Consider the following 26,690-nt stretch of genomic DNA (forward strand, 5'->3'; position numbering starts at 1 on the left):
AGATCGTCTCGCCAACCCCGTCTCACCTTGAACAACACCTCCCCCTCGAACAACCACCGCACCCGCTGGAGCAACTGCTGCCGGTCGTGATGCCGTCCTGGACCGACAGCCTGCAACAGAGCCGCCGGCTGCTTTCGGACAACATCGGCGGGCTGCTCGATCGCTTCACCGATATCAGCCAGCGCCTGCAAGCCAGCCTCGACCAGAGCGAAGACGTACTGACCAGCGGCGGCCTCGGCGAGAACCTGCGCGACGCCAACCAGCGCCTGCAAGGGGTGACCGAAGCCTTCGCCGCCGGCAGCCGCCGTCAACAGGAATTCCTCGCCACCATCGGCCACCTCGGCAGCTACACCGGCGAATTGCAGCAGATGGCCCGCCACGTTCAGGAAATCGCCAGCCAGACCAACCTGCTGGCGCTCAACGCCGCCATCGAGGCCGCCCGCGCCGGTGAGTTCGGCCGCGGCTTCGCGGTGGTCGCCGACGAAGTGCGCAAGCTGTCCCGGCTGTCCGCCGAAACTGGCCGTTCGATGGACAGCAAGGTTGGCGAGATCAACCAGGCGATCCAGTCCAGTATCGAAGCCGCCAACGAACTGAGCACCGAAGAACAGCAGAACCTGGCCCGCCTTGAACAGGTGCTGAGCGAAGTCATCAACGGCCTGGGCGACAACCTCGACGCCCTCGATGCCGCCTCGCGCAACCTGCAGGGCAACGCCCGTTCGACCCAGGACGACATCCACGCGGTGATGGTCGCCCTGCAGTTCCAGGACCGTGCCGACCAGATGCTCGACCACCTCCAGATCGATTTGCTGCAACTGCTCGACGCCGTCGAGCGCCGCGACCAGCGCCTGCACGATGCCCAGGCGTGGCTCGCCCGCCTGCGCGAGCGCTTCACCACCAGTGAAGAGCGCGCCGGCCACAGCCAGGCCGCCACCACCAGCGACGTCACCTTTTTCTAACTGCCGAGGGCCCTGACATGGCCAAGACCATCCTGATCGTCGATGACTCCGCCTCAATGCGCCAACTGGTAAAGATCAGCCTCAATGGCACCGGCCACCAGATCATCGAAGCGTGCGACGGGCGCGACGCCCTGAGCAAGCTGAACGGGCAAAAGATCAACCTGATCATCAGCGACGTGAACATGCCCAACCTCGATGGCATCGGCCTGGTCAAGGCGGTCAAGGCCAAGTCCGAGTACCGCTTCACGCCGATCATGATGCTCACCACCGAAAGCGAGCAGGCCAAGAAAGCCGAGGGCCAGGCCGCAGGCGCCAAGGCCTGGATCGTCAAACCATTCCAGCCGCAGCAACTGCTGGCGGCCGTCGAAAAGCTGATCGGCTGATGGCTACCCTCACGCTGCATCCGGCCAGTGACCGGGAACCCGCACAGCTGAGCATGCAGGGTGACCTGACCATCTACGAAGCGAGCGAGACGCAACAGGCGCTGCTCGCCCTGCTGCCCGACGACCCCGGCCCCTGGACCCTCGACCTGAGCGGCCTGGACGAACTCGACAGCGCCGGCGTCCAGGTGCTGCTGGCTTTGCAGAAGACCCTGGTCCAGGGCGCGCGGGTCACCGCACTGTCCGACGGAGCCCTCGCGCTGGTCGAGTTGCTGCGCCTCGAAGCCCTGTACCCGGCGAGCAAGGAGTGAGCGATGTTCGATAGCGATCAATGGAGCCAATTGCTCGAAGGGTTCCTCGAAGAAGCCCGCGACCTGCTCAAGGAAGCCGAAGACAATCTGCTGCGCCTGGAACAGACCAGCGACGACGCCGAGGCAATCAACGCGCTGTTCCGCGCCGTGCACACCCTCAAGGGCTCGGCGGGAATTTTCTCGCTTGACCCGCTGGTGTCGCTGGCGCACCAACTGGAAAACCAGTTGATGGGCGTGCGTGACGGGCAACGCAGCCTGAACCCGGCGCTGGTCTCGCTGATGCTCGAGTGCATGGACGAGCTCAACGGCATGGTCGAGAGCATCGACCCGCACAGCGCCACCCTCGCCCCGCACACGCCGCGTCAGGCCCAGTTGTTGCTGGCGCTCGGCGGTATCGCTGCGGAAGGCGGCGAAGTGCCTGCCAGCCAGACGGTTCAGGACGCGGGCGAGATCAACGAGTGGTTCCTATCGATCCGCTTCGACAACGAGCTGCTGCGCAACGGTTTCGAGCCGAGCAGTTTCCTGCGCTACCTCGACCGGCTGGGCAAGGTCACCTCGCTGCAAACCCTCGCCTGGGCCGTGCCGGACCTCCACGGACTGGACGCCGAAGCCTGCTACCTTGGCTTCGAGCTGACCCTGATCAGCGCCGCCAGCCGCGAAGAACTGGAAGATGTCTTTGCCCTGGCCGAAGACTTCTGCACCTTGCGCCTGCAAATCCAGGAGGGCGCCGACAGCCCCGCTGTAGAACCTGTTGTCGCCCCGACGCAAACGTTAGCGCCCGCCCCGCAAGCGCCGGAACCGTCGGTGGCGCAGCCCGCCAGCCACGAGCCACGTAACGGCAGCAGCATGGTCAAGGTCGCCGCACACAAGCTCGACGAGCTGATCAACCTGGTCGGCGAGCTGGTGATCAGCACCGCCGGGGCACAGATGCAATCGTTGCGCAGCGGTTCCACCGCCTGCATAGAGAGCGTCCAGGCGGTGCAGCAACACGTCGAACAGATTCGCGAGCTGGCGCTGAAACTGCGCATGGTGGAGATCGGCGAGACCTTCAACCGCTTCCACCGCGTGGTGCGCGATGTCAGCCAGGCGCTGAACAAGAAGATCCAGCTCACCCTGTCCGGCAGCGAAACCGAACTGGACAAGACCCTCATCGACCGCATCGCCGATCCGCTGGTGCACCTGGTGCGCAACGCCATCGACCACGGCATCGAGCCTTCCAGCGAGCGCCGCGCCGCCGGCAAGCCGGAACAGGGCAGCCTGCGCCTGAACGCCTATCACGACTCCGGGATGATCGTGCTGGAAGTCAGCGACGACGGCCGCGGCCTGAACACCGAGCGCATCCGCGAGAAAGCCATTGCCCGCGGCATGCTCGACGCCGACGCCCAACTGAGCGATCAGGACATTCACCTGCTGATCTTCGAGCCGGGCTTTTCCACGGCCGATGCCGTGTCCAACCTGTCCGGTCGCGGGGTCGGCATGGACGTGGTGCGCAGCGCCATCGACGAGTTGCGCGGGATCATCGAGATCGAGTCGCAGCCAGGCAAAGGCTGCACCTTCCGTATCCGCCTGCCGCTGACCCTGGCGATCATCGACGGTTTTCTGGTCAGCGTCGGTGGCGACCACTTCGTCATCCCGCTGGATATGGTCACCGAGTGCATGGAGGAGCGTACCGACGCCCTCGATGCCAGCGGTCACCTCAACCTGCGGGGCAAGCCGCTGCCCAGCGTCGACCTCGGCCGGCACTTCGGTCTGCGCGGTGATCCGCGCGTTCGCCGCAACATCGTCGTGGTCAGCCAGGGCCGGCAACAGGCCGGGCTGATCGTCGAGCAGTTGCTGGGCGAACTGCAGACCGTGATCAAACCCCTGGGGCAGATGTTCCAGCACCTGTCCGGCATCAGCGGCTCGACCATCCTCGGCTCCGGCCAGGTCGCGCTGATCCTCGATATTCCCAGCCTGTTCCGCCACTTGCAGCAACGCGCCGAGAGCGAACCGCGCCTCGCCACGTCACCGAGCATGCTCAGCCCCTTTGGAGAGTCACCATGCAAATGATCAGCAACATGAAGATAGGTGTGCGCCTGACCCTGGGCTTTCTGCTGGTGGTCGCGCTGACCGCGATCATCGGCTTCATCGGCATCCGTAACCTGAGTCAGGTCAACGACCTCTCCGACCGCATGTACGACCTCGATGTGGTTGGCCTGACGACCTTGCAGGAAGCCAATATCCAGTTGCTCATGGCCAACCGCGCGGTGCGCCGCAGCCTGATGTCGGTCACGACCGAAGAGCGTGACGAATCGGCCCGCGTCGCCCGTGAGGCGATGGACAAGACCCGCGAGCTGCTGACCCGCTCGCGGCAGTACTTCCTGACCCGCGAAGGCCAGATGCAGGTCGAAGCCATCGACGGCCCGCTGCAGAAGTACATCGCGGCGGCCAATCAGGTGCTGACCGTGCATCAACAATCCGGCGCGCTGCAGCCGATGACCGAGACACTGGCGCTGATGCCGGGCAACACCGAAGCGGCCAACGAAGTCGATCGCCTGCTCGGCGACGCCAGCACCGCCAAGCAGGCCCGCGCCGGCGAGGCCAATGCCGCAATCACCGAGATCGCCGAAAACTCGCGCTTCCAGATGATCATCCTGGTGGCGGTCGCAACGCTGCTCGGCATGCTGGTCGGCGTACTGGTCACCCGCAGCATCACCCGGCCGCTGCTCGGCGCGGTGCAGGCGGCCGACCGCATGGCCGCCGGCGACCTCAGCCAGGACCTGCAGGTCGACCGCAAGGATGAAACCGGCCGCCTGCTCAGCGCGATGCAGAACATGACCGAGCGCCTGCGCAGCATCCTCGGCGATGTGCGCAGTTCCGCCGACGCGCTGTCGTCGGCCTCGGAGCAGGTCAGCTCGACGTCCCAGTCCCTGAGCCAGGCCGCCAACGAACAGGCTGCCAGCGTCGAGCAGACCAGCGCCTCGGTGGAAGAAATGTCCGCCTCCATTGCGCAGAACACCGAAAGCGCCAAAATCACCGACGGCATCGCCGGCAAGGCTGCCAACGACGCCGTGCAAGGCGGTGGCGCGGTGGGCGACACCGTGCTGGCGATGAAACAGATCGCCGAAAAAATCGGCATCATCGACGACATCGCCTACCAGACCAACCTGCTCGCCCTCAACGCCGCCATCGAGGCCGCCCGCGCCGGCGATCACGGCAAAGGCTTCGCGGTGGTCGCCGCCGAGGTGCGCAAGCTCGCCGAACGCAGCCAGGTGGCCGCACAGGAAATCGGACAAGTGGCGTCCAGCAGCGTGCGACTGGCCGAACAGGCCGGGCAACTGCTGGGCGAAATCGTGCCGAATATCCAGCGCACCTCCGACCTGGTCCAGGAAATCACCGCGGCTTCGCAGGAGCAAAGCAGCGCCGCCGGGCAGATCAACATCGCCATGGGTCAGATGAACCAGATCACCCAGCAGAACGCCTCGGCCTCCGAGGAACTGGCGGCCACCGCCGAGGAAATGAACGCCCAGGCCAGCCAGTTGCAGGAACTGATCGGTTATTTCCGCTTCGAACAAGGCAGTGCACCGCTGCGCGCCACGCGAGCCGGCGACAGCTTGCCAGCACCGGTACGCTCCGGCCCCAAGGCCCTGATCGATGAAGGCCAGTTCGTCAGCTTCAATTGAGCGAGGTGCCCATGAACCAGCCACAACGAGTCGAAGTGCAAGCCGACGCCATCCAGCACCTGAGCTTTCGCGTGCGCGAGGCCGGCTACGCGCTGCCCATCGATCTGGTGCGGGAAATCATCGAGTACAACGAAGTCACCCGCGTACCGATGATGCCGAGCTACATCCACGGCGTGATCAACCTGCGCGGCAACGTGGTGCCGGTGCTGGACCTGGCTGCGCGTTTCGGCATGAGCCTGACCGCGCCCGGCAACCGCACCTGCATCGTGATCATCGAACTGGCGCTGGACGCCGGACTGCAACGCATCGGCCTGGTGGTGGACGAGGTGGACGAAGTGCTGGAGATCGACCCGCGGCAGATCATGCCGCCGCCGGCCTTCGGCACCGCGATCCGCTCGGACTTCATCGCCGGCATGGCGCAGCACGCCCAGGAGTTCCTGATCATCCTGAACATGCTGCAAGTGCTGTCGCTGGACGACATCCGTCACCTCAGCCAGGCATCGAAGGTCCACTGACATGTCCGCCATGCCTTCGCTGCCGGTACTCGGCGAGCAGAACTTCCGCCAGTTGCAGCAATTGATGCAGGACGCATCGGGCATCCACCTGTCCAGCAACAAGCGCTCACTGGTGGCCGGGCGCCTGTTGAAGCGCCTGCGCCACTTCGACCTCGACAGCTACGACGACTACCTGAACCGGCTGACGCACCCGCAGTACGCCAGGGAGCGGCGTCTGGTAGTCGATCTGCTGACCACCAACGAAACCTACTTCTTCCGCGAGTTCGCCCACTTCGAATTCCTCGGCCAGTGGCTCAAGGGGCGCGGTGGTCCGCTGCGCCTGTGGAGCGCCGCCTGCTCGTCGGGCGAGGAGCCCTACAGCCTGGCCATGACCGCCGCCGAACATACCCGCGGCAACGAGTGGTCGATCCTCGCCAGCGACCTCAGCCTGAGCATGCTCAGCCTCGCCGAACAGGGCATCTACGACATCGCGCAGGCACGCTATTTCCCTGACGGCTGGCTGCACCGCCACTGCCTCTGCGGCGTGGAAGACATGGAAGGCCGCATGCGCGTGCAAGGGTGGCTGCGGGCCAAGGTGCAACTGCGCGAGATCAACGTGGTGCAGCCGCTGCCGGAATCGATCGGCCAGTTCGACGTGATCTTCCTGCGCAACCTGCTGATCTACTTCGACAGCGAGCAGAAGCAGCGCATCGTTCGCAACCTGAGCGAAAAACTGCGCCCGGGTGGCCTGCTGTTCATCGGCCACGCCGAAAGCATTCACGGCTTCAACTTGCCGCTGCGTCCGGTAAGGCCTTCGGTGTTCGAACGCCTATGACCGAGCGTGGCAGACCGATTCGTGTGTTTATCGTCGATGACTCGGCCCTGGTCCGCCAGGTGCTCAGCCAGTTTCTCGGCAACCATCCAGGCATCGAGGTGATCGGCATGGCCGCCGATCCGATCTATGCGATCAACAAGATGCGCCGCGACTGGCCCGACGTGCTGGTGCTGGACGTGGAAATGCCACGCATGGACGGCCTGACCTTCCTGCGCCAGATCATGGCCGAGCGACCGACGCCCACCATCATTTGCTCGACCCTCACCGAAGCCGGCACCGACCTCAACCTGGAGGCACTGGCGGCGGGTGCGGTGGGCGTGTTCACCAAGGCGAAGCTGGGTTTGCGCCAGAGCCTGGAGAATCTTGCCGGCACCCTGGTGCGCTGCATCGAGGATGCGGCCAAGACCCGACCGGTCGCCCGGCACACGCTGCCGCCGCTGGAAAAAAAAGACCTACCGCCCAGCCCCGCGCTGCGCCAAACCACCGACCGAATCGTTACACTTGGCTGCTCGACCGGCGGCACCCAGGCGCTGGAATTCCTCCTGCGGCAATTGCCGCGAGATTGTCCGGGCCTGGTGATCGTTCAACACATGCCGGAGAAGTTCACCGCCGATTTCGCGCGCCGCCTCAACGGGCTGTGCCAGATCGAAGTACGCGAGGCCAGACACCTGGATCGCGTTCACTCCGGGCTGGCATTGCTGGCGCCCGGAGGTCTGCATATGCAGCTCAAGCGCAGCGGTGCGCACTACCTGGTCGAAGTGCTCGACGGCCCCGCCGTCAACCGGCACAAGCCCTCGGTCGATGTCCTGTTCCGTTCCGCCGCTCGCCATGCCGGCAGCAATGCCCTGGGCATCATCATGACCGGCATGGGTGACGACGGAGCCCGTGGCCTGCTGGCCATGCGCGAACAGGGTGCCCACACCGTGGCCCAGGACGAGGCCAGTTGCGTGGTGTTCGGCATGCCCAAGGAAGCCATTCGCCTCGGAGCGGCCCAGACCATTGAGCCGCTGGACCGCCTGCCGACGCTGATCAACCAGTTCAGCGTCAGCCTCCGTAATGGCTGAGCACTCCCAGGCCAGACCACCCCCACAGCCGCCTTTTTCGCGTCGCCGCTGAGCGGTGCACGACACGCAGGCATTTACCGCAAGGGAGCAACACAGCACAGCGACGATTTGTTCCACATCACCGTCCAACCCTACGCGACACGGGCTCAAACCTATGCTTTGCCGTTTACTGATTGCCGACGACTCGCCCCTGTTCCGCGCAGGCCTGCGAGCGTTGCTCGAAAAAAAACAAGAATACGCTGTGGTCGGAGAAGCAGGCGACGCGGTTACCACCCTTGCGCTGTCAGAACAGCTCAAGCCCGACATCATCCTGCTGGACGTTGCCCTCGGCACGCTGACCGGCGAGGAGCTGCTGCGCGAGCTGTACCTGCGTGTACCGGCCTGCAAGGTGCTGATGTTGTCGTCGCGTTCGGAACTGGAATTCGTCATGCACTGCCTGCAACAGGGCGCCCACGGTTTCCTGCTGAAAAGCGCGACGGTGCAGGAGCTGGAGCTGGCCTTGCAATCGCTGCGCGGCGGTGGGCAATACCTGTCGTCGGCGGTGCTGCCGCTGGTGATCGGTCAGGCGGTAAAACAGAACCGCCGCCGTACCCAGGCCAGCACGGCGATGCAGCTCACTGCGCGGCAACTGGAGATCCTGCGGCTGGTCGCCCGTGGCGAATCGACGCGCTCCATCGCCGATGGCCTGGGCCTTAGCGTGAAGACCGTCGAGGCGCATCGTTCGCAGATCATGCACCGACTGCAGATCCACGATGTGCCTGGGTTGGTGCTGTTCGCCGTGCGCGAAGGGATTATCCGGCTCAACGACTGAGCCCGACGGCCTTCAGTTCAGCGAGAGCAGGGCCATTTTCAGTGTGTCGGGGAAGGTCGCAGGCGTTCCTGTGGCGCGCTCGATGAACACCTGCACCACCCGGCCAAGGGCATAGAGCTGCTTGCCGGCATAGTCGAAAAGGGCCACTTCGAACTCCACCGTGCTGCCGGCGATACGCTCGGCCCGGATGCCCACCTGCAACAGATCGGTAAAGCCCGCCGAGGCGTAGAAATCGCAGGAGGAACTCACCACGAAAGCCACCACCTCGCCTTCCTGCGGATCGATTTCGCCGTGGGTAACGAGGTACGACTGGATCACGGTGTCGAAAAAGCTGTAGACCGCGGCGCTGGCGATCTGACCGTTGATGTCCGCGTCCTGCCAGCGGGTGGAGATGAATTCAGCGTGGGGGAAATGTTCAATCTGCAACGGATCGGACACGGGGGATCTCCATGGAGTGAAGTGCCGATGCTGAAGGATTGTGTGGCTGATGGCCAATAGAAAAGGTTGTTTACGGGGGACCTTGAGATCGAGCGCCGCCCGCGCGGCGCATCGCGAGCAAGCTCGCTCCTACATTGGTTGCAACGTACCTATGCCTGTCAGGCCATAGTTGAACGCCTTGTTTGTACGGCGCGGTATCGAGTCGACCCTAACAGCCTCCCCACGCTTCATCGCCAAACGCCAAGGGCGTGCAACACCCCTCTGACAGGCCATGGCACGTTGCAACCGATGTAGGAGCGAGCTTGCTCGCGATGCGCCGCGCGGGCGGCGCTCGATCCGGAGAGCGCAGAAACACCGTTGGCAGGCACCTGGCGCCCCAACAACATTTCCATAAAAAAACCCCGACTCTCACGAGCCGGGGGTTTTTTCAGCCTGCGGTCAGCAGCAACTTACAGTTGCGGACCAGCAGCCTTGATGGCATCGGAAACTTCGAATTTCTTGAAGTTTTCGATGAACAGCGAGGCCAGGCCTTTCGCAGCTTCGTCGTACGCAGCCTGGTCAGCCCAGGTGGTACGCGGGTTCAGCAGTTCGGTATCAACGCCCGGAACCGACTTCGGTACGTCCAGGTTGATGATGCCCAGGTGCTCGGTTTCAGCGCCGATCAGAGCACCGCTCTGGATGGCCGCGATCACCGCGCGGGTGGTCGGGATGCTGAAACGCTTGCCGACACCGTAGCCACCGCCGGTCCAGCCGGTGTTGACCAGGTAGACCTTGGAGCCGAAGCCTTTGATGCGCTTGATCAGCAGTTCAGCGTATTCGCCAGCCGGGCGCGGGAAGAACGGTGCGCCGAAGCAGGTGGAGAAGGTCGACTTGATGCCGCCGCCCGAACCCATTTCGGTGGAACCGACCAGCGCGGTGTAGCCGGACAGGAAGTGATACGCAGCCTGCTCGTTGTTCAGGATCGACACTGGCGGCAGTACGCCGGTCAGGTCGCAGGTCAGGAAGATGACCGCATTAGGCTCGCCGCCCAGGTTCTGCTCGGAACGCTTCTCGACGTGCTCCAGCGGGTACGCGGCGCGGCTGTTCTGGGTCAGGCTGCCATCGGCGTAGTCAGCGTGCTTGGCGTCGTCCAGAACGACGTTTTCCAGGACTGCGCCGTGCTTGATGGCTTTCCAGATGACCGGCTCGTTCTTCTCGGACAAGTCGATGCACTTGGCGTAGCAGCCGCCTTCAATGTTGAAGACAACGCCTTCGCCCCAACCGTGCTCGTCGTCACCGATCAGGTAACGGCTTTCGTCGGCCGACAGGGTGGTCTTGCCAGTGCCCGACAGACCGAAGAACAGGGTCACGTCGCCTTCTTCGCCGATGTTGGCAGCGCAGTGCATAGGCAGCACGTCAGCGGCCGGCAGCAGGAAGTTCTGCACCGAGAACATGGCTTTCTTCATCTCACCGGCGTAACGCATGCCGGCGATCAGGACTTTTTTCTGCGCGAAGTTGAGGATGACGCAACCATCGGAATTGGTGCCGTCACGCTCTGGAACGCATTCGAAGTTGGCAACGTTCAGGACCTGCCACTCTTCCCGGCCAGCAGGGTTGTACTGGGCTGGGTTGATGAACAGGCAACGACCGAACAGGTTCTGCCAGGCAGTCTGGGTGGTCATCTTGACTGCGAGGTAGTGATCCTCGGCAGCGCCTACGTGAACGTGGGAAACGAAGTGCTCCTGGGCGTTGTTGAACGCCTCGACGCGAGCCCACAGGGCATCGAACTTGTCGGCGGGGAACTTGCGGTTGATCGGGCCCCAGGCGATAGCGTCCTGGGTGCTCGGCTCTTCGACGATGAAACGGTCAACTGGCGAACGACCAGTGCGGTGACCGGTTTTCACGACCAGCGCGCCAGTATCGGCCAGTTCGCCTTCACCGCGTTTCAGCGCTTCTTGTACCAGCTCGTCGACACTCAGATCGGTGTACACGGCGTTATTGGCTTGCGTCATGAGATTCCCCATCCGGCCTGCGGCCGAGTGCTCCAAACGATTTGTAGTAGATCCTTACAAACTACTACAGCGAAAAAAGTGGCCGGATTATGCCAGAAACGCCCAAAAAAAGTAGGGCCCTCCTGTCAGAACTGCGCCTTCTGCGGATTCGACAGGAGATTTCCCTGAGCGGAAACGTTTCAGTGACGAGTATCTGATGGCGCGTCCACGCCACCGCCACCAAACAATTGCTCAACATCCGCAACATCGAAGCGATAGCGCTCGTTGCAGAACTGGCAATCGATCTCGATCTGACCGCCGTGTTCGACGACCAGTGCACGCGCATCTTCCAGCCCGAGACTCGTCAGTGCGCTGCCGGAACGTTCACGCGAGCAACTGCAACGGAAACTCAGCGGCTGGACGTCGAACAGGCGCACGGCGTCTTCGTGGTAGAGGCGATGCAAGAGGGTTTCGTTGTCCAGGCCCAACTGCTCTTCGCGGCTCAAGGTGCCCGCCATCATGGTCACGTGCGCCCAGCTTTCGGCACGGTCATCGGCGTCCGGCTGACTCGCGACCGGCAGTTGCTGCAGCAGCAGGCCGCCCGCGCGGTGGCCATCGGCGCTGAGCCAGAAGCGCGTGCCGAGCTGCTCGGACTTGACGAAGTAATTGGTGAAGCATTCCGCCAGATCGGCGCCATCCAGATCGACAATGCCTTGGTAACGCTGGCCACGACGCGGGTCGACGGTGAGCGCGAGCATGCCGTTGGGCATCATGTCGTGCAGGCCGGCATCATCGCTGATCGCGGCGCTGTCGTAGTGGGCGATGCCGCGCAGCTCACGCTCGCTTGAGCATTCGACCATCAGCAGCGAGACCGGGCCTTCGGAGCGCGCCTGGAGAATCAGCAGGCCGTCGAATTTCAGCGTGCCGACCAGCAGCGCCGCAGCGGCCATCAGCTCGCCGAGCAGTTGCGCGACTGGCTGAGGGTAGGCGTGTTTGGCCAACACTTCGGCGTAGCTGTGCTCGAGCGAAACCAGTTCGCCGCGCACATCGCGGTCGTCAAAGAGGAAGCGTTGGGTGAAATCGGTATCCGGAAGATCGGGCATGGCTAAAGGCTTTCTTTGAAGAGGGAAAAGGACAAGGGGCCGGTTGGACGCCGGTACCGCCACACCGCGCAGGCGTGATCGGTTTTGTCACGAAAGGGCGTTAGTTTATGGCCATTTCGCTCCCTGATCCAAGGACCGGGGATTCTGCCCCTTACTCTGGTGCCATCGGCCATCCGCTGACCAGTCCCCGTGCGACGAATGGCCGCTCAGCCCACGGAATCGTGGAATTGATGAATCTGTCGACGCTGCTTCTTGGTCGGTCGCCCATCGGTGGTGACGCCCAAGGCACCGGCCTTGCGCAAGTCGGCGGCTTTTTCGCGGCGGGCAATGCTTTCTTCGGTCTCGGCATACAGCGCCTGTGCTTCGGGCGCGCCGCGGCGAACCACCGAGAGCGCCTTGACCACTATCGTGCGCTCGTCAAAGCCGGTGCGCAGAACGAATTCCTCACCAACACGTGGCTCCTTGCCAGGCTTGCAGCGTTCGCCGCGACAGTGCACCTTGCCGCCTTCGATCGCGGCCTTGGCCAGGGCGCGGGTTTTGTAGAAACGAGCGGCCCAAAGCCACTTGTCCAGACGAACCTTGTCGTCTTCCGGTTGTTGTGCCATCGCACTGCTCCGATTCATAGCGGTCATGGAACTGTACTACCGTAACTGGCGGATGCAAAAAGTCCGCAGCCTGCTTACAGTTCACCGACTTATTCCGGGTTGTGCATCGTGAAGACATTTGATCATTTGAGCGTTATCGGTTTGCGCGAGTGGGTGGCCCTGCCAGACCTCGGCCTGGCCGGTCTGCGCGCCAAGATCGACACCGGCGCCAGCACCTCCAGCCTGCATGCCACCGAGGTCGAACCATTCATGCGCAACGGCGAGCAATGGGTGCGCTTCAACGCCCACCTGGGTTCGGTCGTGCAGTTGCGCCACCGCCGCTGCGAAGCGCCACTGGTCACGATGAAGACCATCAAGAGTTCCAACGGCCACGCCCAGGTCCGCTACGTGATCCGCACGCCACTGGCGCTCGGTGATCGGGTCTGGGAGGTCGAATTCACCCTGGCCTGCCGCAAGGCCATGCGTTATCGCCTGCTGCTCGGCTCCAAGGCACTGGTGCATGGCCAGTTGGTGGTCAACCCAGGCGTCAAATATGTTCAGGACAAGCCGGTGTTTCCGGCCACCATTACCCCTTCCACAGGTGTTGCATGAAGATCGCTGTGCTGTCGCGGAACCCGCGTCTGTATTCCACCCGTCGCCTGGTCGAAGCCGGCACGCAACGGGGCCATGAAATGGTTGTGGTCGACACCTTGCGCGCCTACATGAACATCGCCAGCCACAAGCCGCAGATCCACTATCGCGGCAAGCCGCTGGAAGGCTTCGACGCGGTGATCCCGCGCATCGGTGCCTCGGTGACGTTCTACGGCTGCGCCGTGCTGCGTCAGTTTGAAATGATGGGCGTGTTCCCGCTCAACGAATCCGTGGCCATCGCCCGCTCCCGGGACAAACTGCGCTCGCTGCAGTTGCTGTCGCGGCGCGGCATTGGCCTGCCGGTCACCGGCTTCGCCCACTCCCCCGACGACATCCCCGACCTGATCCAGATGGTCAATGGCGCCCCGTTGGTGATCAAGGTGCTCGAAGGTACCCAGGGCATCGGCGTGGTGCTGTGCGAAACCACCAAGGCCGCCGAGTCGGTAATCGAAGCGTTCATGGGCCTGAAGCAGAACATCATGGTCCAGGAATACATCAAGGAAGCCGGCGGCGCCGACATCCGCTGTTTCGTGGTTGGCGACAAGGTCATCGCCTCGATGAAGCGCCAGGCCAAGCCGGGCGAATTCCGCTCCAACCTGCACCGCGGCGGCACCGCCAGCCTGATCAAGGTCACGCCCGAAGAACGCATGACCGCGATCCGCGCCGCCAAGGTCATGGGCCTGAGCGTCGCAGGTGTGGACATCCTGCGGTCCAATCACGGCCCGCTGGTGATGGAGGTGAATTCCTCACCGGGCCTGGAGGGCATCGAGGTCACCACCGGCAAGGACGTTGCCGGGATGATCATCGAGCATCTGGAAAAGAACGGCGGGCCAAATCTGACCCGCACCAAAGGGAAGGGTTAAACAGCGTCCCGAGGCAGCAGAAGCCCCAGCGGCAACCGCACTCGGGCTTCGATACCGCCGCCGGAACGGTTGCGCAACTCGACGTTGCCGCCGTGCTGGGCGGCGATCCGCTTGACGATCGCCAGGCCCAGGCCGGTGCCCTTGCCGCTACGGGCACGGTCACCGCGAATGAAGGGATTGAAGATCGCTTCCAGCTCGCCGGGATCGATCCCGGCACCGCGGTCCAGCACGCTCAGCACCACGTAGGGCGCACTGGTGTCACCGGAAACGTAGGCCGCCACTTCAACACCCTGCCCGGCATGGTGCAGGGCGTTGCCGATCAGGTTGTTCAACAGGCGCTTCATCGATACCCGGCGCAACGGAAACGGCGGGATCGGCTCAAGGCACAGCCGCACCTGCTCCTCAGGCTGGTTGAACGGCGCGACCACCTCACGGACCAGATCGCTCAGGTCCACCTCCTCCACCGGCTCGTCCCGACCGTCGCGAATGAAGGCGAGGAACTGATCGAGGATCGCATCCATGTCTTCAATGTCGCGGACCATATCGTCGGTCAGGTCGCTGTCGTTGGCCATCAGCGACAGCGACAGCCGTAGCCGGGTCAACGGCGTACGCAAGTCATGGGAAACCCCGGCGAGCATCAGTTCACGCTCGCGTCCGGCCTGTTCGACGTCCTCGGCCATCTGGTTGAAGGCGCGATAGACCTCGGTCATCTCGCTGGGCGTATCGCTGACCGGCAAGCGCACGCTGCGGCCCTGACCCAGTTGCCGCGCGGCGAACACCAGGCGCTTGAGCGGCTGGTTCAACTGACGCACGAAGATCCAGGCCGAGGCCGTGGAAAGCAGGCCGATGGCGAGAAACCAGCCAAGCACGTTCCAGATTTTCTGGCCGCGCAACGGATGTGGGTAAAGCGGGACTTTCAGCCAGTCGTCGCCCAGGCTCGGCGCCCTCACCCACAACGCCGGCGGCGAGTGCACGCGCAACCGGACTTCGGTGTCGGCGCCCAGTTCGGCCTGCATCTGGCGCTGATAGATCTCGCTGTAAGGCCAGTGCTGCTCGCCCTCGGGTACGCCGTTGCCGGTCACCCGGATCAACCCGGCGGCCTCGGCGACCTTTTCCCGGTCCGACTCGTCCGCCGCCCAGTAGGCACGCAGGGTCAGGGCGACGCCGTGGCTGTACTGGCGATCAACCAGCACATCCTCGTTCATCAGCAGATAGACCAGGGTGAGCGCCTTGGAGAACAGGACGACGATGAGCACCAGCCACAGGGTGCGGGCGAAAAAGCTTTGCGGGAACCACAGCGGGGTTTTCATGGAGAACGGCTACACACTAGGCAGGCGCGAGCGCGGCTCGCGGGCTTTACGGCTTTCGCTTCATGCAAAAGCAGGGCAACCCTGCGGTGGCCCTGCTTTTGATGACTCACTCCGTAAAACGAGGGGTCACTTGCCGGCATTACCGTCCGGCACGAACACATAACCGACGCCCCAGACTGTCTGGATGTAACGCGGCTTGGAAGGATCCGGCTCGATCATCCGGCGCAGGCGCGAGATCTGCACGTCGATGGAACGCTCCAGCGCATCCCATTCACGACCGCGGGCCAGGTTCATCAGTTTGTCGCGGGTCAGCGGCTCGCGAGCGTGCATGACCAGTGCCTTGAGCACCGCGAATTCGCCGGTGGTGAGCATGTGTACTTCTTCACCCCGCTTGAGTTCGCGGGTGGCCAGCGACAGTTCGTAGTCGCCGAACGTGACGGTTTCGTCCTCGCTGCCCGGAGCACCCGGTACCGAAGGCGTCTGCCGCCGCAACACCGCCTTGACCCGCGCGACCAGCTCGTCGGGGTTGAACGGCTTGGCGAGATAGTCGTCGGCGCCCAGTTCCAGGCCCTTGATCCGGCTCAGTTCGTCGCCCTTGGCGGTGAGCATGATGATCGGGACCTGGTTGTTCGCCGCGCGCAGCCGGCGGCAGGCTGAAAGGCCATCTTCACCGGGAAGCATCAGGTCGAGGACGACCAGGTTGAAGACTTCACGCGCCAGCAGGCGGTCCATCTGCTCGACGTTCGGTACAGCCCTCGCTCGGTAGCCTTTGCTGGTGAAGAATCGCTCCAGCAGGCTGCTCAGGCCCGGGTCGTCGTCGACGATGAGGATTTTTTCGCCTTCGGCTGTTTGTGCAGTGCTGCTCATGGGTCGCTCCTTTAATCTCGGCGCGCATTATGGCTTAGCCGCCATTTGACAGTGCCGTGTGCATTGTTAGCAGATTTTTCCCCATGTGCCAGCAGAACGGTCCTGCAAGCTGGCCAGCGGCTATCACCGCAAGCCCGGTGCGCTGGGTATAATGCGCCGCTTTTCACCGAGAGCCGCCTTGCTCCGGCGCCCCTGCGGCGCGGGCTCCGCGGCCCAAGCATTCACAATTTGTCAGGTGGTTTTATGGACAGCATCAACAGCCGCATCGCCGAAGAACTCGGCGTCCGCCCGCAACAGGTCGAGGCGGCCGTGGCTCTACTTGATGAAGGCTCCACGGTGCCTTTTATCGCCCGTTACCGCAAAGAAGTGACCGGCAGCCTGGATGACACCCAACTGCGCAACCTCGAAGAGCGCCTGCGCTACCTGCGCGAACTCGACGATCGCCGCGCCAGCATCCTGGCCAGCATTGAGGAACAGGGCAAGCTAACCCCTGAACTGGCCCGCGAAATCAAGCTGGCCGATACCAAGACTCGCCTCGAAGACCTCTATCTCCCGTACAAGCAGAAGCGCCGCACCAAGGGCCAGATCGCCCTGGAAGCCGGCCTCGGCGAGTTGGCCGACGGTCTGTTGAATGACCCGCAACTGTCCCCGGAAACCGAAGCCGCGCGCTTCGTCGATGCCGAAAAGGGCGTTGCCGACACCAAGGCCGCACTGGAAGGCGCCAAGTACATCCTCATGGAGCGCTTCGCCGAAGACGCCACCCTGCTGGAAAAACTGCGTACGTTCCTCACTCAGGAAGCCACCCTCAGCGCCCGCCTGGTGGCCGGCAAGGAAGAGGAAGGCGCCAAGTTCCGCGACTATTTCGAACACGACGAACAGCTCAAGAGCGTGCCGTCGCACCGCGCCCTGGCGATTTTCCGCGGGCGCAACGAAGGCGTGCTGTCCGCTGCGCTGAAGGTCGGCGAAGAACTGCCGGGCACCCTGCACCCGTGCGAAATGATGATTTCCGAGCGTTTCGGCCTCGCTAACCAGGGCCGCCCAGCCGACAAGTGGTTGGCCGAAGTGGTGCGCTGGACCTGGAAGGTCAAGCTCTACAGCCACCTGGAAACCGACCTGTTCGGCGAACTGCGCGACAACGCCGAGGGCGAGGCAATCAACGTCTTCGCCCGCAACCTGCACGACCTGCTGCTCGCCGCCCCTGCCGGCCCGCGCGCAACCCTGGGCTTCGACCCGGGTCTGCGTACCGGCTGCAAGGTGGCCGTGGTCGATGCCACCGGCAAGCTGCTGGACTACACCACGGTCTACCCGCACGCGCCGAAAAACGACTGGGACCGCACCATCGCCGTGATTGCCGCACTGTGCGCCAAGCACTCGGTGGAACTGATCGCCATCGGCAACGGTACTGCCAGCCGTGAAAGCGACAAGCTGATCGCCGAACTGGTCAAGAAGTACCCTGCCCTCAAGATCACCAAAATCATGGTTTCCGAGGCCGGCGCCTCGGTGTATTCGGCGTCCGAGCTGGCCGCCCGTGAATTCCCTGATCTGGACGTAACAATCCGTGGCGCGGTGTCCATCGCCCGCCGTCTGCAGGATCCGCTGGCGGAGCTGGTGAAGATCGATCCGAAGTCCATCGGTGTCGGCCAGTACCAGCACGACGTTTCGCAACTGAAACTGGCCCGTGGCCTCGACGCGGTAGTCGAGGACTGCGTGAACGCCGTCGGCGTCGACGTCAACACCGCCTCGGTGGCGCTGCTGGCGCGCATCTCCGGCCTCAACGCGACGCTGGCGCAGAACATCGTCAGCCACCGTGACGCCAACGGCGCCTTCAAGACCCGCGCGGCGCTGAAGAAAGTCAGCCGCCTGGGCGAAAAAACCTTCGAACAGGCCGCCGGCTTCCTGCGCGTGATGAACGGCGACAATCCGCTGGACGCCTCCGCAGTTCACCCGGAAGCCTACCCGCTGGTGCAGCGCATCGCCGCCGAGACCGACCGTGATATCCGCTCGCTGGTTGGCGACAGCGGTTTCCTCAAGCGCCTCGACCCGAAGAAATACACCGACGAAACCTTCGGTCTGCCCACCGTCACCGACATCCTCCAGGAACTGGACAAGCCGGGCCGCGACCCGCGTCCGGAGTTCAAGACCGCCGAGTTCCAGGAAGGCGTCGAAGACCTCAAGGACCTGGAACCGGGGATGATCCTCGAAGGTGTGGTCACCAACGTCACCAACTTCGGTGCCTTCGTCGATATCGGCGTGCACCAGGACGGCCTGGTGCACATCTCGGCGCTGTCCGAGAAGTTCATCAAGGACCCGCGTGAAGCGGTCAAGGCCGGCGACGTGGTGAAGGTCAAGGTCATGGAAGTGGACATCCCGCGCAAACGCGTCGGCCTGTCGATGCGCATGAGCGACACCCCGGGCGAGAAAGTCGATGGCGCCCGTGGCAGCCGTCCAGGTTCCGCGCCGCGCCAGCAAGGTGCGCCGGCACGGGTCAAGGAAACTCCGCCGCCTGCCAATAACGCCATGGCCTCGCTGTTCGCCAACGCCAAGCAGTTGAAGAAGAAGTAATGGACGCGCCTGAAGACATCGTTCAGAGCGCCTTCAGCCAGTTGCTGGGCTGCCGTCTGCAACGCCTTGAAGAAGGCGTTGCGGAGGTGGCCCTCGCGCTGGAACCGCATTTGCGCAATCGCGGCGGCTTCCTGCATGGCGGCGCGATCTTCAGCCTGGTCGACATCGCCATGGGGCTGGCCTGCTCCAGCAGCCATGGCTTCGACCGGCGCAGCGTGACGCTGGAATGCAAGATCAACTACGTGCGGGCCGTCAGCGAGGGCGAGGTGCTGTGCATCGCCCGGGTTTTGCACGCCGGACGGCGCACGCTGGTGCTCGACGCCGACGTCTTCCAGGGCGACAAACTGGTGGCGAAGGCACAAGGAACCTTCGCCGCGCTGTAAAAACTTTGCCCGCTATCACGCGGGCGCTTTTCCTACAGATCTAGCCGAAAACTCCCAATTTGCGGTACTTTCGGCAGTGCGCGGGCGCTGCCGATTCCCTGCGAAAACCAGGCGACAACGCCAGTTCCTCTGTCCACCCTTGTAGACCGTCACCTCCACCCCCATATTGCGGCGACTGACGTGTGAAGGAATCCATCTTGAGCGAACTTCTCAACCGCCGCCTGAGCCTGCTCGGCCAGGGCGACAACCTCTCTCTGCTCAAGCAGTGCCTGCACGGCATCGAGCGTGAATGCCTGCGCGTGACAGAGGACGGTCGTCTGGCCCAGACGCCGCACCCCGAGGCCCTGGGCGCCGCCCTGACCCACGAACAGATCACCACCGATTACTCCGAGTCGCTGCTGGAGTTCATCACGCCAGCGCTGGCCGACCCCGCGAAGACCCTCGAAAGCCTGGAAAACATCCATCGCTTCGCCTACAGCAAGCTCGGCAACGAGTACCTGTGGAGTCCGTCGATGCCGTGCCCGCTGCCGGCCGAGGAAGACATCCCGATCGCCTGGTACGGCACCTCCAACATCGGTCAGCTCAAGTACGTCTACCGCAAGGGTCTGGCCCTGCGCTACGGCCGCACCATGCAGTGCATCGCCGGTATCCATTACAACTTCTCGCTGCCGGAAAAACTCTGGCCGTTGCTGCGCGAAGCCGAAGGCCACGAGGGCGACGACCGCGAGTTCCAGTCGTCGGCCTACATCGCCCTGATCCGCAATTTCCGTCGCTATAGCTGGCTGCTGATGTACCTGTTCGGTGCGTCGCCGGCGCTGGACGCCGGTTTCCTGCGCGGTCGCCCGCATCAACTGGAAGCCTTCGACGCCGACACCCTGTACCTGCCCTGGGCCACCAGCCTGCGCATGAGCGACCTGGGTTACCAGAGCAACGCCCAGGCCGGCCTGACCCCGTGCTACAACGATCTGAACAGCTACACCGACAGCCTGCGCCGCGCCGTGGCCACGCCGTATCCGCCGTATGTCGAGGTCGGCACGCACCAGGATGGCGAGTGGGTGCAGCTCAACACCAACATCCTGCAGATCGAAAACGAGTACTACTCCAACATTCGCCCCAAGCGCGTGACCTACACCGGCGAACGGCCGATCCAGGCGCTGATGTCCCGGGGTATCCAGTACATCGAAGTGCGCTGCCTGGACATCAACCCGTTCCTGCCGACCGGCGTCGAACTGCCGCAAGCGCGTTTCCTCGATGCGTTCCTGCTGTTCTGCGCGCTGGAAGAAAGCCCGCTGCTGGGCAACGGCGAGTGCGGCCAGTGCACCGACAACTTCCTCAATGTGGTCAAGCAGGGCCGCCGCCCTGGCCTGGAACTGCAACGCGACGGCCAGCCGGTCACGCTGAAGGTGTGGGCCAGCGAGTTGCTGGAACGCATCGCGCCATTGGCCGAACTGCTTGATCGTGCCCATGGCGGCGACGAGCACGCCCGTGCCCTGCACGTACAGGCCGCCAAGGTTGACGATCCGTCGCTGACCCCGTCGGCGCAGGTGCTGTCGAGCATGACCGAACACCAGGAAAGCTTCGCCCGCTTCTCCCTGCGCCAGAGCCAGCTCCATGCCGAGTTCCTGCGCAGCGAGCCGCTGCCGGCAGACGAGCAGGCGCGTTTTGAAGCGCTGGCGCGCAAGTCGCTGGAAGAACAGGCCGAGCTGGAGAAACAGGAAGTCGGCGACTTCGACCTGTTTGTCGGCGCCTACCAGGCCAGCATCCTGGCGATCAGCAACTGATATGAGTCGCGGTACCACACCTCGCAAACCCCGCGCCCGCAGCCAGGCGCGGATCGACTCGATCCTCGACGCGGCCCGCACCCTGCTGGCCAGCGAAGGTGTGGGCAGCCTGTCGATTTACAGCGTGGCGGAGCGGGCGCAGATCCCGCCTTCGTCCGTGTATCACTTCTTCGCCAGCGTCCCGGCGCTGCTCGAAGCCCTTACTGCAGACGTACACAGCGCCTTCCGCGCCTGCCTGCAAGCGCCCATCGACCCACAGACCCTGCACAGTTGGCGGGACCTCTCGCGGCTGGTGGAAATGCGCATGCTGGAGATCTACCACCAGGACGCCGCAGCGCGGCAGTTGATCCTGGCCCAGCATGGTTTGAGCGAAGTGACCCAGGCGGACCGTCAGCACGATATCGAGCTGGGTGACCTGATGCACAAGTTGTTCGAGCAGCATTTCCGTTTACCGGAGCTGCCGCGTGACGTGGACGTATTCGCCCTGGCGATGGAACTGGGGGATCGGGTGTATGCCCGGTCGATGCAGTTGCACGGGCAGATCACGCCGCGGATGGCGGAGGAAGGGATGCGGGTGTTCGAGGCGTATCTGGGGCTTTATCTGCCGCCGTTTTTGCCTAAGCGTTAGGCAATCGCGAGCAAGCTCGCTCCTACAGGGGATCGGTGTTCCCAGTCTCTGTAGGAGCGAGCTCGCTCGCGAAATGCCACACAAATCACAGCTTGGCGATGGACACCTCGGTGGATTTCACAAAGGCAATCACTTCGCTGCCAATGGTCAGTTCCAGTTCTTTTACCGAACGGGTGGTGATCACCGAAGTGACGATGCCCGAGGCGGTCTGTACGTCGATTTCCGACAGGACCGGACCTTCCAGGATTTCTTTTACGGTGCCCTTGAACTGGTTACGCACGTTGATCGCTTTGATAGTCATCTGCTTGCTTCCTTTGTAGGTTCTGAGGTCAATGAGCCCAGCGCAGTTGCGTAGGCAAGGGTGCTACGGGTTCGGGCTCGGGCGGGGTGCCCGGGACCGAAAGAACACGGTTCAACACTTCGGTTTCCAGCGCGGCCAGGCGGTGCGATCCACGCGCCCGCGGCCGTGGCAGATCCACCAGCAGGTCGAGGCCGATTTCACCGTCCTCGATCAGGATCACCCGGTCAGCGACCGCTACCGCTTCGGCAACGTCGTGGGTGACCAGCAGCACGGTGAAGCCATGCTTGCGCCAGAGGTCTTCGATCAGTTGCTGCATTTCGATCCGGGTCAGGGCATCCAGCGCCCCTAGCGGTTCGTCCAGCAGCAGCAGGCGTGGCTGGTGGATCAGGGCGCGGGCCAGGGCCACACGCTGTTTCTGTCCACCGGACAGCGCGGCCGGCCATTCATTGGCGCGGTCGGCCAGGCCGACGGCCTCCAGTGCCTTGCGGGCCTGTTCCTGCCAATTGCCTTGCAGGCCCAGGCCAACGTTGTCGATCACGCGCTTCCAGGGCAGCAGGCGCGCTTCCTGGAACATCAGTCGGGTGTCTTCGCGGGCATCGGCCAGCGGCGCGGTGCCCGCCAGCAGTTGTCCGGCGGAGGGCTGGTCGAGACCGGCCAGCAGGCGCAGCAGGGTGCTCTTGCCGCAGCCGCTGCGGCCTACGATGGCAACGAATTGACCGGCCGGAATGTGCAGGTCGATGTCACGCAGGACCTTGCGCTGTCCGAAGGTTTTCTCGACGTTGCGTACGGCCAGCGGAATACCGCGCAGCAGCCGTGGCGGTTGCTCCTTGAGAATGGTCATGCGCCGTCTCCCTTGCTCGGTTGATAGGCCGGGTGCCAGCGCAACCAGACGCGCTCCAGGCCACGGGCAGCGAGGTCGGCGAGTTTGCCGAGTACCGCGTAGAGAACGATGGCCAGGACCACCACATCGGTTTGCAGGAATTCACGGGCATTCATTGCCAGGTAGCCGATGCCGGCGTTGGCCGAAATGGTCTCGGCCACGATCAGGGTCAGCCACATGAAGCCCAGGGCAAAGCGCACACCCACCAGGATCGATGGCAGCGCACCCGGCAGAATCACCTGACGGAACAGCGAGAAACCACTGAGGCCGTAGCTGCGGGCCATTTCCACCAGCGCCGGATCGACGTTGCGAATGCCGTGATAAGTGTTCAGGTAGATCGGGAACAGGGTGCCGAGGGCCACCAGGAAAATCTTCGCCGACTCATCGATGCCGAACCACAGGATCACCAGGGGAATCAGCGCCAGGTGCGGCACGTTGCGGATCATCTGCACCGAGCTGTCGAGCAGGCGCTCGCCCCAACGCGACAGGCCAGTGATGAAGCCCAGCGCCAGGCCAATGCTGCCGCCGATGACGAAGCCCAGGCCGGCACGCCAGCCGCTGATCGCCAGGTGGGTCCAGATCTCGCCGCTGCGCACCAGTTCGACACCGGCGGTGATCACCGCGCTTGGTGCCGGCAGGATGCGCGTCGACAGCCAACCGGCGCTGACCGCCAGTTGCCAGATCGCCAGCAGCGCGATCGGCAAGGCCCAGGGGGCCAGGCGCTGCGTCCACGGGGTGGAAGAAGAACGACTCATGCTGCGATCCTCAACGCTGTGCCGCGGCTTTGGGCAGGATGTCGTTGGCGACCATCTCGCCGAACGGGCTGACGAAGCCCCGCTCTTGCGGCAGCGACGGGCGCTCGATATCCAGGTGCGGGAACAGCAGTTCGGCAACGCGGTACGACTCTTCCAGATGCGGGTAGCCAGAGAAGATGAAGGTGTCGATGCCCAGGTCAGCGTATTCCTTGACCCGTGCCGCCACGGTCGGACCGTCGCCGACCAGCGCGGTACCAGCACCGCCACGCACCAGGCCGACGCCGGCCCACAGGTTCGGGCTGACTTCGAGGTTGTCGCGGTTGCCGCCATGCAGCGCGGCCATGCGTTGCTGGCCTACGGAGTCGAAACGCGCCAGGGAGGCCTGGGCACGGGTGATGGTGTCGTCGTCCAGGTGCGAGATCAGGCGCTCGGCGGCTTTCCATGCCTCATCGTTGGTTTCCCGCACGATCACATGCAAACGGATGCCGAAGCGCACGGTGCGGCCCAGTTTGGCGGCCTTGGCGCGGACTTCCGCGATCTTCTCGGCGACTGCGGCGGGCGGCTCGCCCCAGGTCAGGTACAGCTCGACCTGTTCGGCGGCGAGATCCTGGGCAGCCTCGGACGAACCGCCGAAATACAGCGGCGGACGCGGTTGTTGAACCGGTGGGTAGAGCAGCTTGGCGCCTTTGACCTGGATGTGCTTGCCGTCGTAATCGACCGTCTCGCCTTCCAGCACCCGACGCCAGATTCGGGTGAACTCCACGGAGGCCTGATAACGCTCTTCATGGCTGAGGAACAGGCCGTCGCCGGACAGTTCTTCAGGGTCGCCACCGGTCACCAGGTTGAACAGCGCACGCCCGCCGGACAGCCGGTCGAGGGTCGCTGCCTGACGCGCCGCCACGGTTGGCGAAATGATCCCCGGGCGCAGGGCCACAAGGAATTTCAGCCGTTGAGTCACCGGGATCAGCGATGCTGCCACCAGCCAGGAGTCCTCGCAGGAGCGCCCGGTGGGGATCAGCACGCCGCCGAAGCCCAGGCGATCTGCTGCCTGTGCGACCTGCTGCAGATAACCGTGATCAACGGCGCGAGCGCCTTCGGCGGTGCCAAGGTAATGGCCGTCGCCATGGGTCGGTAGAAACCAGAAAACGTTGAGGCTCATTGGAGTTGTCTCCTAAGGGTGGCTCAGACCGGGGCGGCGCCCCGGCGCGGGCAAAACGTCAAGGCGCCGTGGCGACCTTGGCCGGTGGCGTCCAGATCACGTCCTTGATGCTCAGCGGCTTTGGAATCAGCTTGAGGGTCTTGAAGGTGTCGGCGATCTTCTGCTGCGCGGCGACCACTTCCGGGGTGATGAAGTGCGCACCGTAGCCCTGGCGCTTGACCGAGGTCAGGGTGATGTCGGCCGGCAGGCCGAGCAGCGGCGCGACCTGATCGGTCACTTCCTGCGGGTTGGCCTTGGACCACTCGCCAACGGCACGAACCTCGTCAACCAGCGCGCTGATCACTTCAGGATGCTGTTGTGCGTAAGGCTTGGTCGCGAGGTAGAACTGGTGGTTGTCGACGATGCCTTTGCCGTCACGCAGGGTGCGGGCTTGAAGTTGCTGTTCGGCGGCAGCCTGGTACGGGTCCCAGATGACCCAGGCATCGACACTGCCACGCTCGAAAGCGGCACGGGCGTCGGCGGGCGGCAGGAATACCGGCTGGATATCGGTGTATTGCAGGCCGGCGTCTTCCAGAGCGCGGACCAGCAGGTAATGCACGTTGGAGCCTTTGTTCAGCGCGACTTTCTTGCCTTTGAGGTCCTTGACCGACTGGATGGTCGAACCCTTCGGCACCAGGATCGCTTCGCTGTGCGGGGCTGGCGGCTCGTAGGCGACGTAGAGCAGGTCGGCGCCGGCGGCCTGGGCGAACACGGGCGGGGTTTCGCCGGTCACGCCGAAGTCGATCGAACCGACGTTGAGGCCTTCCAGCAGCTGCGGGCCGCCGGGGAATTCAGTCCATTGCACCTGCACGCCCTGGGCAGCGAGACGCTTCTCCAGCGTGCCCTTGGCCTTGAGCAGCACCAGGGTGCCGTATTTCTGATAACCGATACGCAGGGTTTCGGCTTGAGCTTGAGTAATGGCGCCGAAGGACACAGCCGCAGCAAACAGAGCGACCAGGCCACGACGCAAAATGACAGTGCGCATTGCGCTCTCCTATTTGCGGTTGGGTTGTTGGCTGCACCTGCTTGCCTCGTTATCGGGCGAGTAAGGTGGGGGTAATGCGATGAAACCGGTGTCGCGGCTCAGATACTCCAGCGGGCGCTGAGCAGGCGTTCGTTCAGGACGCCAGGAGCCACTGGCCGTGGCCGACGGGCCAGGGCGCTATGAAACGTGTCGAGCGATTCGTGCAGGCGCTGCTCCAGGGCAGGCGCCAGGTGGGCCGGGCTGTTGCCCTGGCCGTAGGCGATCTGGCTGTCGTCGGCGAAGATCCCTTGCAGGGTCTCCTGCGCCTTGAGGGCCGAGAGCACCGGCTTGAGTGCGTAGTCCACCGCCAGCATGTGGGCGATGCTGCCACCGGTGGCGATCGGCAGGACCACCTTGTGGTGCAGGGCGCGTTCGGGCAGCAGGTCGAGCAGGGTTTTCAGTGCGCCGGAATAAGACGCCTTGTAGACCGGGGTAGCGACGATCAGGCCGTCAGCCTGTTCCACCAACTGCTGGAAGTGCTGCACGTGCGGGCTGTCGAAGCGAGCGTGAAGCAGGTCCTCGGCCGGGAAGTCCCGTACCTGGAACGTCACCACTTCCACACCCTGGCCTTGCAGCCAGTCCCGGGAGCGATCGAGCAGCACACCGGAACGTGACCGCAGGCTGGGGCTACCACCAATAGAAACGACCAACATGGAAAGCGCTTCCTTAGAACTGTTCTGAAGGGCCGCGAGTTAGTGTGCTCGCTGGAATGGAGTGACCTTAACAGGTGGGTATATATATCGATAAATCATATTTTTTCATTTGTTTATGTGATTTGGAGATATGGGCTTTATGCCAGACCGCGGATTGTCACTGCTGTACCTGTGCAAACTCTATCGTTCTGAATAAGGAACGCTAAAGCCGGTTTTCACTATCTAC

27 protein-coding genes and 1 pseudogene are annotated in these 26,690 nt (G+C 63.6%); 16 read left to right on the top strand and 12 right to left on the bottom strand.

The window, feature by feature from the left end; genetic code table 11:
• Positions 1-89 precede the first annotated feature (89 nt).
• The 10 genes and pseudogenes from DM374_RS33815 to DM374_RS23630 all read left to right on the top strand — a co-directional run bounded on the left by DM374_RS33815 (position 90) and on the right by DM374_RS23630 (position 8,513).
• Positions 90-956 carry a methyl-accepting chemotaxis protein gene (locus DM374_RS33815; RefSeq protein ID WP_263854298.1) on the top strand — a complete coding sequence of 289 codons (867 nt, stop codon included), beginning with the start codon at positions 90-92 and terminating at the stop codon, positions 954-956.
• A 17-nt stretch (positions 957-973) separates the two neighbouring features.
• Positions 974-1,339, top strand: coding sequence for a response regulator (locus tag DM374_RS23595; RefSeq protein ID WP_110972043.1), 366 nt, complete (start codon positions 974-976; stop codon positions 1,337-1,339).
• Complete coding sequence (locus DM374_RS23600) at positions 1,339-1,647, top strand: STAS domain-containing protein (RefSeq protein ID WP_110972044.1); 309 nt, start codon at positions 1,339-1,341, stop codon at positions 1,645-1,647. The genes DM374_RS23595 and DM374_RS23600 overlap by 1 nt, the downstream gene beginning before the upstream one ends.
• A gap of 3 nt (positions 1,648-1,650) precedes the next feature.
• Positions 1,651-3,696 (top strand): chemotaxis protein CheA, encoded by a 2,046-nt coding sequence (locus DM374_RS23605; protein WP_110972045.1) that lies wholly within the window; start codon positions 1,651-1,653, stop codon positions 3,694-3,696.
• Positions 3,697-3,704: 8 nt separating this feature from the next.
• Positions 3,705-4,226 (top strand): annotated as a pseudogene (locus tag DM374_RS34475) (MCP four helix bundle domain-containing protein); the annotation flags it as partial.
• A gap of 12 nt (positions 4,227-4,238) precedes the next feature.
• Positions 4,239-5,309, top strand: coding sequence for a methyl-accepting chemotaxis protein (locus DM374_RS23610; protein ID WP_450088432.1), 1,071 nt, complete (start codon positions 4,239-4,241; stop codon positions 5,307-5,309).
• A gap of 11 nt (positions 5,310-5,320) precedes the next feature.
• Entirely contained in the window at positions 5,321-5,824 is a 504-nt protein-coding gene (locus DM374_RS23615; protein WP_110972047.1) for a chemotaxis protein CheW, read from the top strand.
• Between the two features lies 1 nt (position 5,825).
• Positions 5,826-6,638: a CheR family methyltransferase gene (locus tag DM374_RS23620; protein ID WP_110972048.1), complete on the top strand. Its 813-nt coding sequence runs from the start codon at positions 5,826-5,828 to the stop codon at positions 6,636-6,638.
• Complete coding sequence (locus DM374_RS23625) at positions 6,635-7,702, top strand: protein-glutamate methylesterase/protein-glutamine glutaminase (RefSeq protein WP_110972049.1); 1,068 nt, start codon at positions 6,635-6,637, stop codon at positions 7,700-7,702. Before DM374_RS23620 ends, DM374_RS23625 begins: the two co-directional genes overlap by 4 nt.
• A 154-nt stretch (positions 7,703-7,856) precedes the next feature.
• The gene (locus DM374_RS23630; RefSeq protein WP_110972050.1) at positions 7,857-8,513 is read left to right on the top strand and encodes a response regulator; all 657 of its coding nucleotides are present in this window, start codon (positions 7,857-7,859) and stop codon (positions 8,511-8,513) included.
• Positions 8,514-8,525: 12 nt separating this feature from the next.
• Here DM374_RS23630 and DM374_RS23635 read toward each other — a convergent pair whose 3' ends face one another.
• The 4 genes from DM374_RS23635 to DM374_RS23650 form a co-directional block, all read right to left on the bottom strand.
• Complete coding sequence (locus DM374_RS23635; RefSeq protein WP_095159479.1) at positions 8,526-8,951, bottom strand: acyl-CoA thioesterase; 426 nt, start codon at positions 8,949-8,951, stop codon at positions 8,526-8,528.
• A gap of 449 nt (positions 8,952-9,400) precedes the next feature.
• Positions 9,401-10,942, bottom strand: coding sequence for a phosphoenolpyruvate carboxykinase (locus DM374_RS23640; RefSeq protein WP_110972051.1), 1,542 nt, complete (start codon positions 10,940-10,942; stop codon positions 9,401-9,403).
• Between the two features lie 179 nt (positions 10,943-11,121).
• Positions 11,122-12,024, bottom strand: coding sequence for an Hsp33 family molecular chaperone HslO (hslO, locus tag DM374_RS23645; protein ID WP_110972052.1), 903 nt, complete (start codon positions 12,022-12,024; stop codon positions 11,122-11,124).
• A gap of 206 nt (positions 12,025-12,230) precedes the next feature.
• A complete protein-coding gene (locus DM374_RS23650; protein WP_095159476.1) occupies positions 12,231-12,629 on the bottom strand; it encodes an RNA-binding S4 domain-containing protein in 399 nt (132 codons plus the stop codon).
• 108 nt (positions 12,630-12,737) lie between these two features.
• On the opposite strand from DM374_RS23650, the gene rimB reads away from it, so the two are divergent.
• Together rimB and rimK are read left to right on the top strand one after the other, a co-directional pair.
• Positions 12,738-13,220, top strand: a complete 483-nt coding sequence (rimB, locus tag DM374_RS23655) for a retropepsin-like aspartic endopeptidase RimB (RefSeq protein ID WP_110972062.1) — start codon at positions 12,738-12,740, stop codon at positions 13,218-13,220.
• Entirely contained in the window at positions 13,217-14,122 is a 906-nt protein-coding gene (gene rimK / locus DM374_RS23660; protein ID WP_095159475.1) for a 30S ribosomal protein S6--L-glutamate ligase, read from the top strand. The genes rimB and rimK overlap by 4 nt, the downstream gene beginning before the upstream one ends.
• Here rimK and DM374_RS23665 read toward each other — a convergent pair.
• Together DM374_RS23665 and ompR are read right to left on the bottom strand one after the other, a co-directional pair.
• Positions 14,119-15,432 (bottom strand): ATP-binding protein, encoded by a 1,314-nt coding sequence (locus DM374_RS23665; protein WP_095159474.1) that lies wholly within the window; start codon positions 15,430-15,432, stop codon positions 14,119-14,121. The two genes, rimK and DM374_RS23665, sit on opposite strands and share 4 nt — an antisense overlap.
• A 126-nt stretch (positions 15,433-15,558) precedes the next feature.
• Positions 15,559-16,299: an osmolarity response regulator transcription factor OmpR gene (ompR, locus tag DM374_RS23670; protein WP_095159473.1), complete on the bottom strand. Its 741-nt coding sequence runs from the start codon at positions 16,297-16,299 to the stop codon at positions 15,559-15,561.
• A gap of 243 nt (positions 16,300-16,542) precedes the next feature.
• Between ompR and DM374_RS23675 the strand changes: the two genes are divergently transcribed.
• The 4 genes from DM374_RS23675 (at position 16,543) to DM374_RS23690 (ending at position 21,653) form a co-directional block, all read left to right on the top strand.
• Positions 16,543-18,861: a Tex family protein gene (locus DM374_RS23675; protein WP_110972053.1), complete on the top strand. Its 2,319-nt coding sequence runs from the start codon at positions 16,543-16,545 to the stop codon at positions 18,859-18,861.
• Positions 18,861-19,244, top strand: coding sequence for a PaaI family thioesterase (locus DM374_RS23680; protein WP_075805926.1), 384 nt, complete (start codon positions 18,861-18,863; stop codon positions 19,242-19,244). The genes DM374_RS23675 and DM374_RS23680 overlap by 1 nt, the downstream gene beginning before the upstream one ends.
• A 197-nt stretch (positions 19,245-19,441) precedes the next feature.
• Complete coding sequence (gshA, locus tag DM374_RS23685; protein ID WP_110972054.1) at positions 19,442-21,025, top strand: glutamate--cysteine ligase; 1,584 nt, start codon at positions 19,442-19,444, stop codon at positions 21,023-21,025.
• Between the two features lies 1 nt (position 21,026).
• Positions 21,027-21,653 (top strand): TetR/AcrR family transcriptional regulator, encoded by a 627-nt coding sequence (locus tag DM374_RS23690; protein WP_110972055.1) that lies wholly within the window; start codon positions 21,027-21,029, stop codon positions 21,651-21,653.
• Positions 21,654-21,738: 85 nt separating this feature from the next.
• Here DM374_RS23690 and DM374_RS23695 read toward each other — a convergent pair whose 3' ends face one another.
• The 6 genes from DM374_RS23695 to ssuE form a co-directional block, all read right to left on the bottom strand.
• Entirely contained in the window at positions 21,739-21,954 is a 216-nt protein-coding gene (locus tag DM374_RS23695; protein ID WP_009400132.1) for a TOBE domain-containing protein, read from the bottom strand.
• Positions 21,955-21,982: 28 nt separating this feature from the next.
• The gene (ssuB, locus tag DM374_RS23700) at positions 21,983-22,795 is read right to left on the bottom strand and encodes an aliphatic sulfonates ABC transporter ATP-binding protein (RefSeq protein ID WP_177431597.1); all 813 of its coding nucleotides are present in this window, start codon (positions 22,793-22,795) and stop codon (positions 21,983-21,985) included.
• On the bottom strand, positions 22,792-23,589 hold the full coding sequence (ssuC, locus tag DM374_RS23705; RefSeq protein WP_095159469.1) for an aliphatic sulfonate ABC transporter permease SsuC: 798 nt from the start codon (positions 23,587-23,589) through the stop codon (positions 22,792-22,794). Before ssuC ends, ssuB begins: the two co-directional genes overlap by 4 nt.
• 10 nt (positions 23,590-23,599) lie before the next feature.
• Positions 23,600-24,748 (bottom strand): FMNH2-dependent alkanesulfonate monooxygenase, encoded by a 1,149-nt coding sequence (ssuD, locus tag DM374_RS23710; RefSeq protein WP_110972056.1) that lies wholly within the window; start codon positions 24,746-24,748, stop codon positions 23,600-23,602.
• Between the two features lie 58 nt (positions 24,749-24,806).
• Positions 24,807-25,772: a sulfonate ABC transporter substrate-binding protein gene (locus DM374_RS23715; protein ID WP_110972057.1), complete on the bottom strand. Its 966-nt coding sequence runs from the start codon at positions 25,770-25,772 to the stop codon at positions 24,807-24,809.
• A 98-nt stretch (positions 25,773-25,870) separates the two neighbouring features.
• Entirely contained in the window at positions 25,871-26,464 is a 594-nt protein-coding gene (ssuE, locus tag DM374_RS23720; RefSeq protein WP_095159466.1) for an NADPH-dependent FMN reductase, read from the bottom strand.
• Positions 26,465-26,690: the final 226 nt, after the last annotated feature.

Origin of the sequence: Pseudomonas huaxiensis (genome assembly GCF_003231275.1) — a bacterium.
GTDB classification, from domain to species: domain Bacteria; phylum Pseudomonadota; class Gammaproteobacteria; order Pseudomonadales; family Pseudomonadaceae; genus Aquipseudomonas; species Aquipseudomonas huaxiensis.

Coding starts and splice junctions, on each gene's coding strand:
- DM374_RS33815 (WP_263854298.1), top strand. CDS start 90: ATGCCGTCCTGGACCGACAGCCTGCAACAGAGCCGCCGGCTGCTTTCG.
- DM374_RS23595 (WP_110972043.1), top strand. CDS start 974: ATGGCCAAGACCATCCTGATCGTCGATGACTCCGCCTCAATGCGCCAA.
- DM374_RS23600 (WP_110972044.1), top strand. CDS start 1,339: ATGGCTACCCTCACGCTGCATCCGGCCAGTGACCGGGAACCCGCACAG.
- DM374_RS23605 (WP_110972045.1), top strand. CDS start 1,651: ATGTTCGATAGCGATCAATGGAGCCAATTGCTCGAAGGGTTCCTCGAA.
- DM374_RS23615 (WP_110972047.1), top strand. CDS start 5,321: ATGAACCAGCCACAACGAGTCGAAGTGCAAGCCGACGCCATCCAGCAC.
- DM374_RS23620 (WP_110972048.1), top strand. CDS start 5,826: ATGTCCGCCATGCCTTCGCTGCCGGTACTCGGCGAGCAGAACTTCCGC.
- DM374_RS23625 (WP_110972049.1), top strand. CDS start 6,635: ATGACCGAGCGTGGCAGACCGATTCGTGTGTTTATCGTCGATGACTCG.
- DM374_RS23630 (WP_110972050.1), top strand. CDS start 7,857: ATGCTTTGCCGTTTACTGATTGCCGACGACTCGCCCCTGTTCCGCGCA.
- DM374_RS23640 (WP_110972051.1), bottom strand. CDS start 10,942: ATGACGCAAGCCAATAACGCCGTGTACACCGATCTGAGTGTCGACGAG.
- hslO (WP_110972052.1), bottom strand. CDS start 12,024: ATGCCCGATCTTCCGGATACCGATTTCACCCAACGCTTCCTCTTTGAC.
- DM374_RS23650 (WP_095159476.1), bottom strand. CDS start 12,629: ATGGCACAACAACCGGAAGACGACAAGGTTCGTCTGGACAAGTGGCTT.
- rimK (WP_095159475.1), top strand. CDS start 13,217: ATGAAGATCGCTGTGCTGTCGCGGAACCCGCGTCTGTATTCCACCCGT.
- DM374_RS23665 (WP_095159474.1), bottom strand. CDS start 15,432: ATGAAAACCCCGCTGTGGTTCCCGCAAAGCTTTTTCGCCCGCACCCTG.
- ompR (WP_095159473.1), bottom strand. CDS start 16,299: ATGAGCAGCACTGCACAAACAGCCGAAGGCGAAAAAATCCTCATCGTC.
- DM374_RS23675 (WP_110972053.1), top strand. CDS start 16,543: ATGGACAGCATCAACAGCCGCATCGCCGAAGAACTCGGCGTCCGCCCG.
- DM374_RS23680 (WP_075805926.1), top strand. CDS start 18,861: ATGGACGCGCCTGAAGACATCGTTCAGAGCGCCTTCAGCCAGTTGCTG.
- DM374_RS23690 (WP_110972055.1), top strand. CDS start 21,027: ATGAGTCGCGGTACCACACCTCGCAAACCCCGCGCCCGCAGCCAGGCG.
- DM374_RS23695 (WP_009400132.1), bottom strand. CDS start 21,954: ATGACTATCAAAGCGATCAACGTGCGTAACCAGTTCAAGGGCACCGTA.
- ssuB (WP_177431597.1), bottom strand. CDS start 22,795: ATGACCATTCTCAAGGAGCAACCGCCACGGCTGCTGCGCGGTATTCCG.
- ssuC (WP_095159469.1), bottom strand. CDS start 23,589: ATGAGTCGTTCTTCTTCCACCCCGTGGACGCAGCGCCTGGCCCCCTGG.
- ssuD (WP_110972056.1), bottom strand. CDS start 24,748: ATGAGCCTCAACGTTTTCTGGTTTCTACCGACCCATGGCGACGGCCAT.
- DM374_RS23715 (WP_110972057.1), bottom strand. CDS start 25,772: ATGCGCACTGTCATTTTGCGTCGTGGCCTGGTCGCTCTGTTTGCTGCG.
- ssuE (WP_095159466.1), bottom strand. CDS start 26,464: ATGTTGGTCGTTTCTATTGGTGGTAGCCCCAGCCTGCGGTCACGTTCC.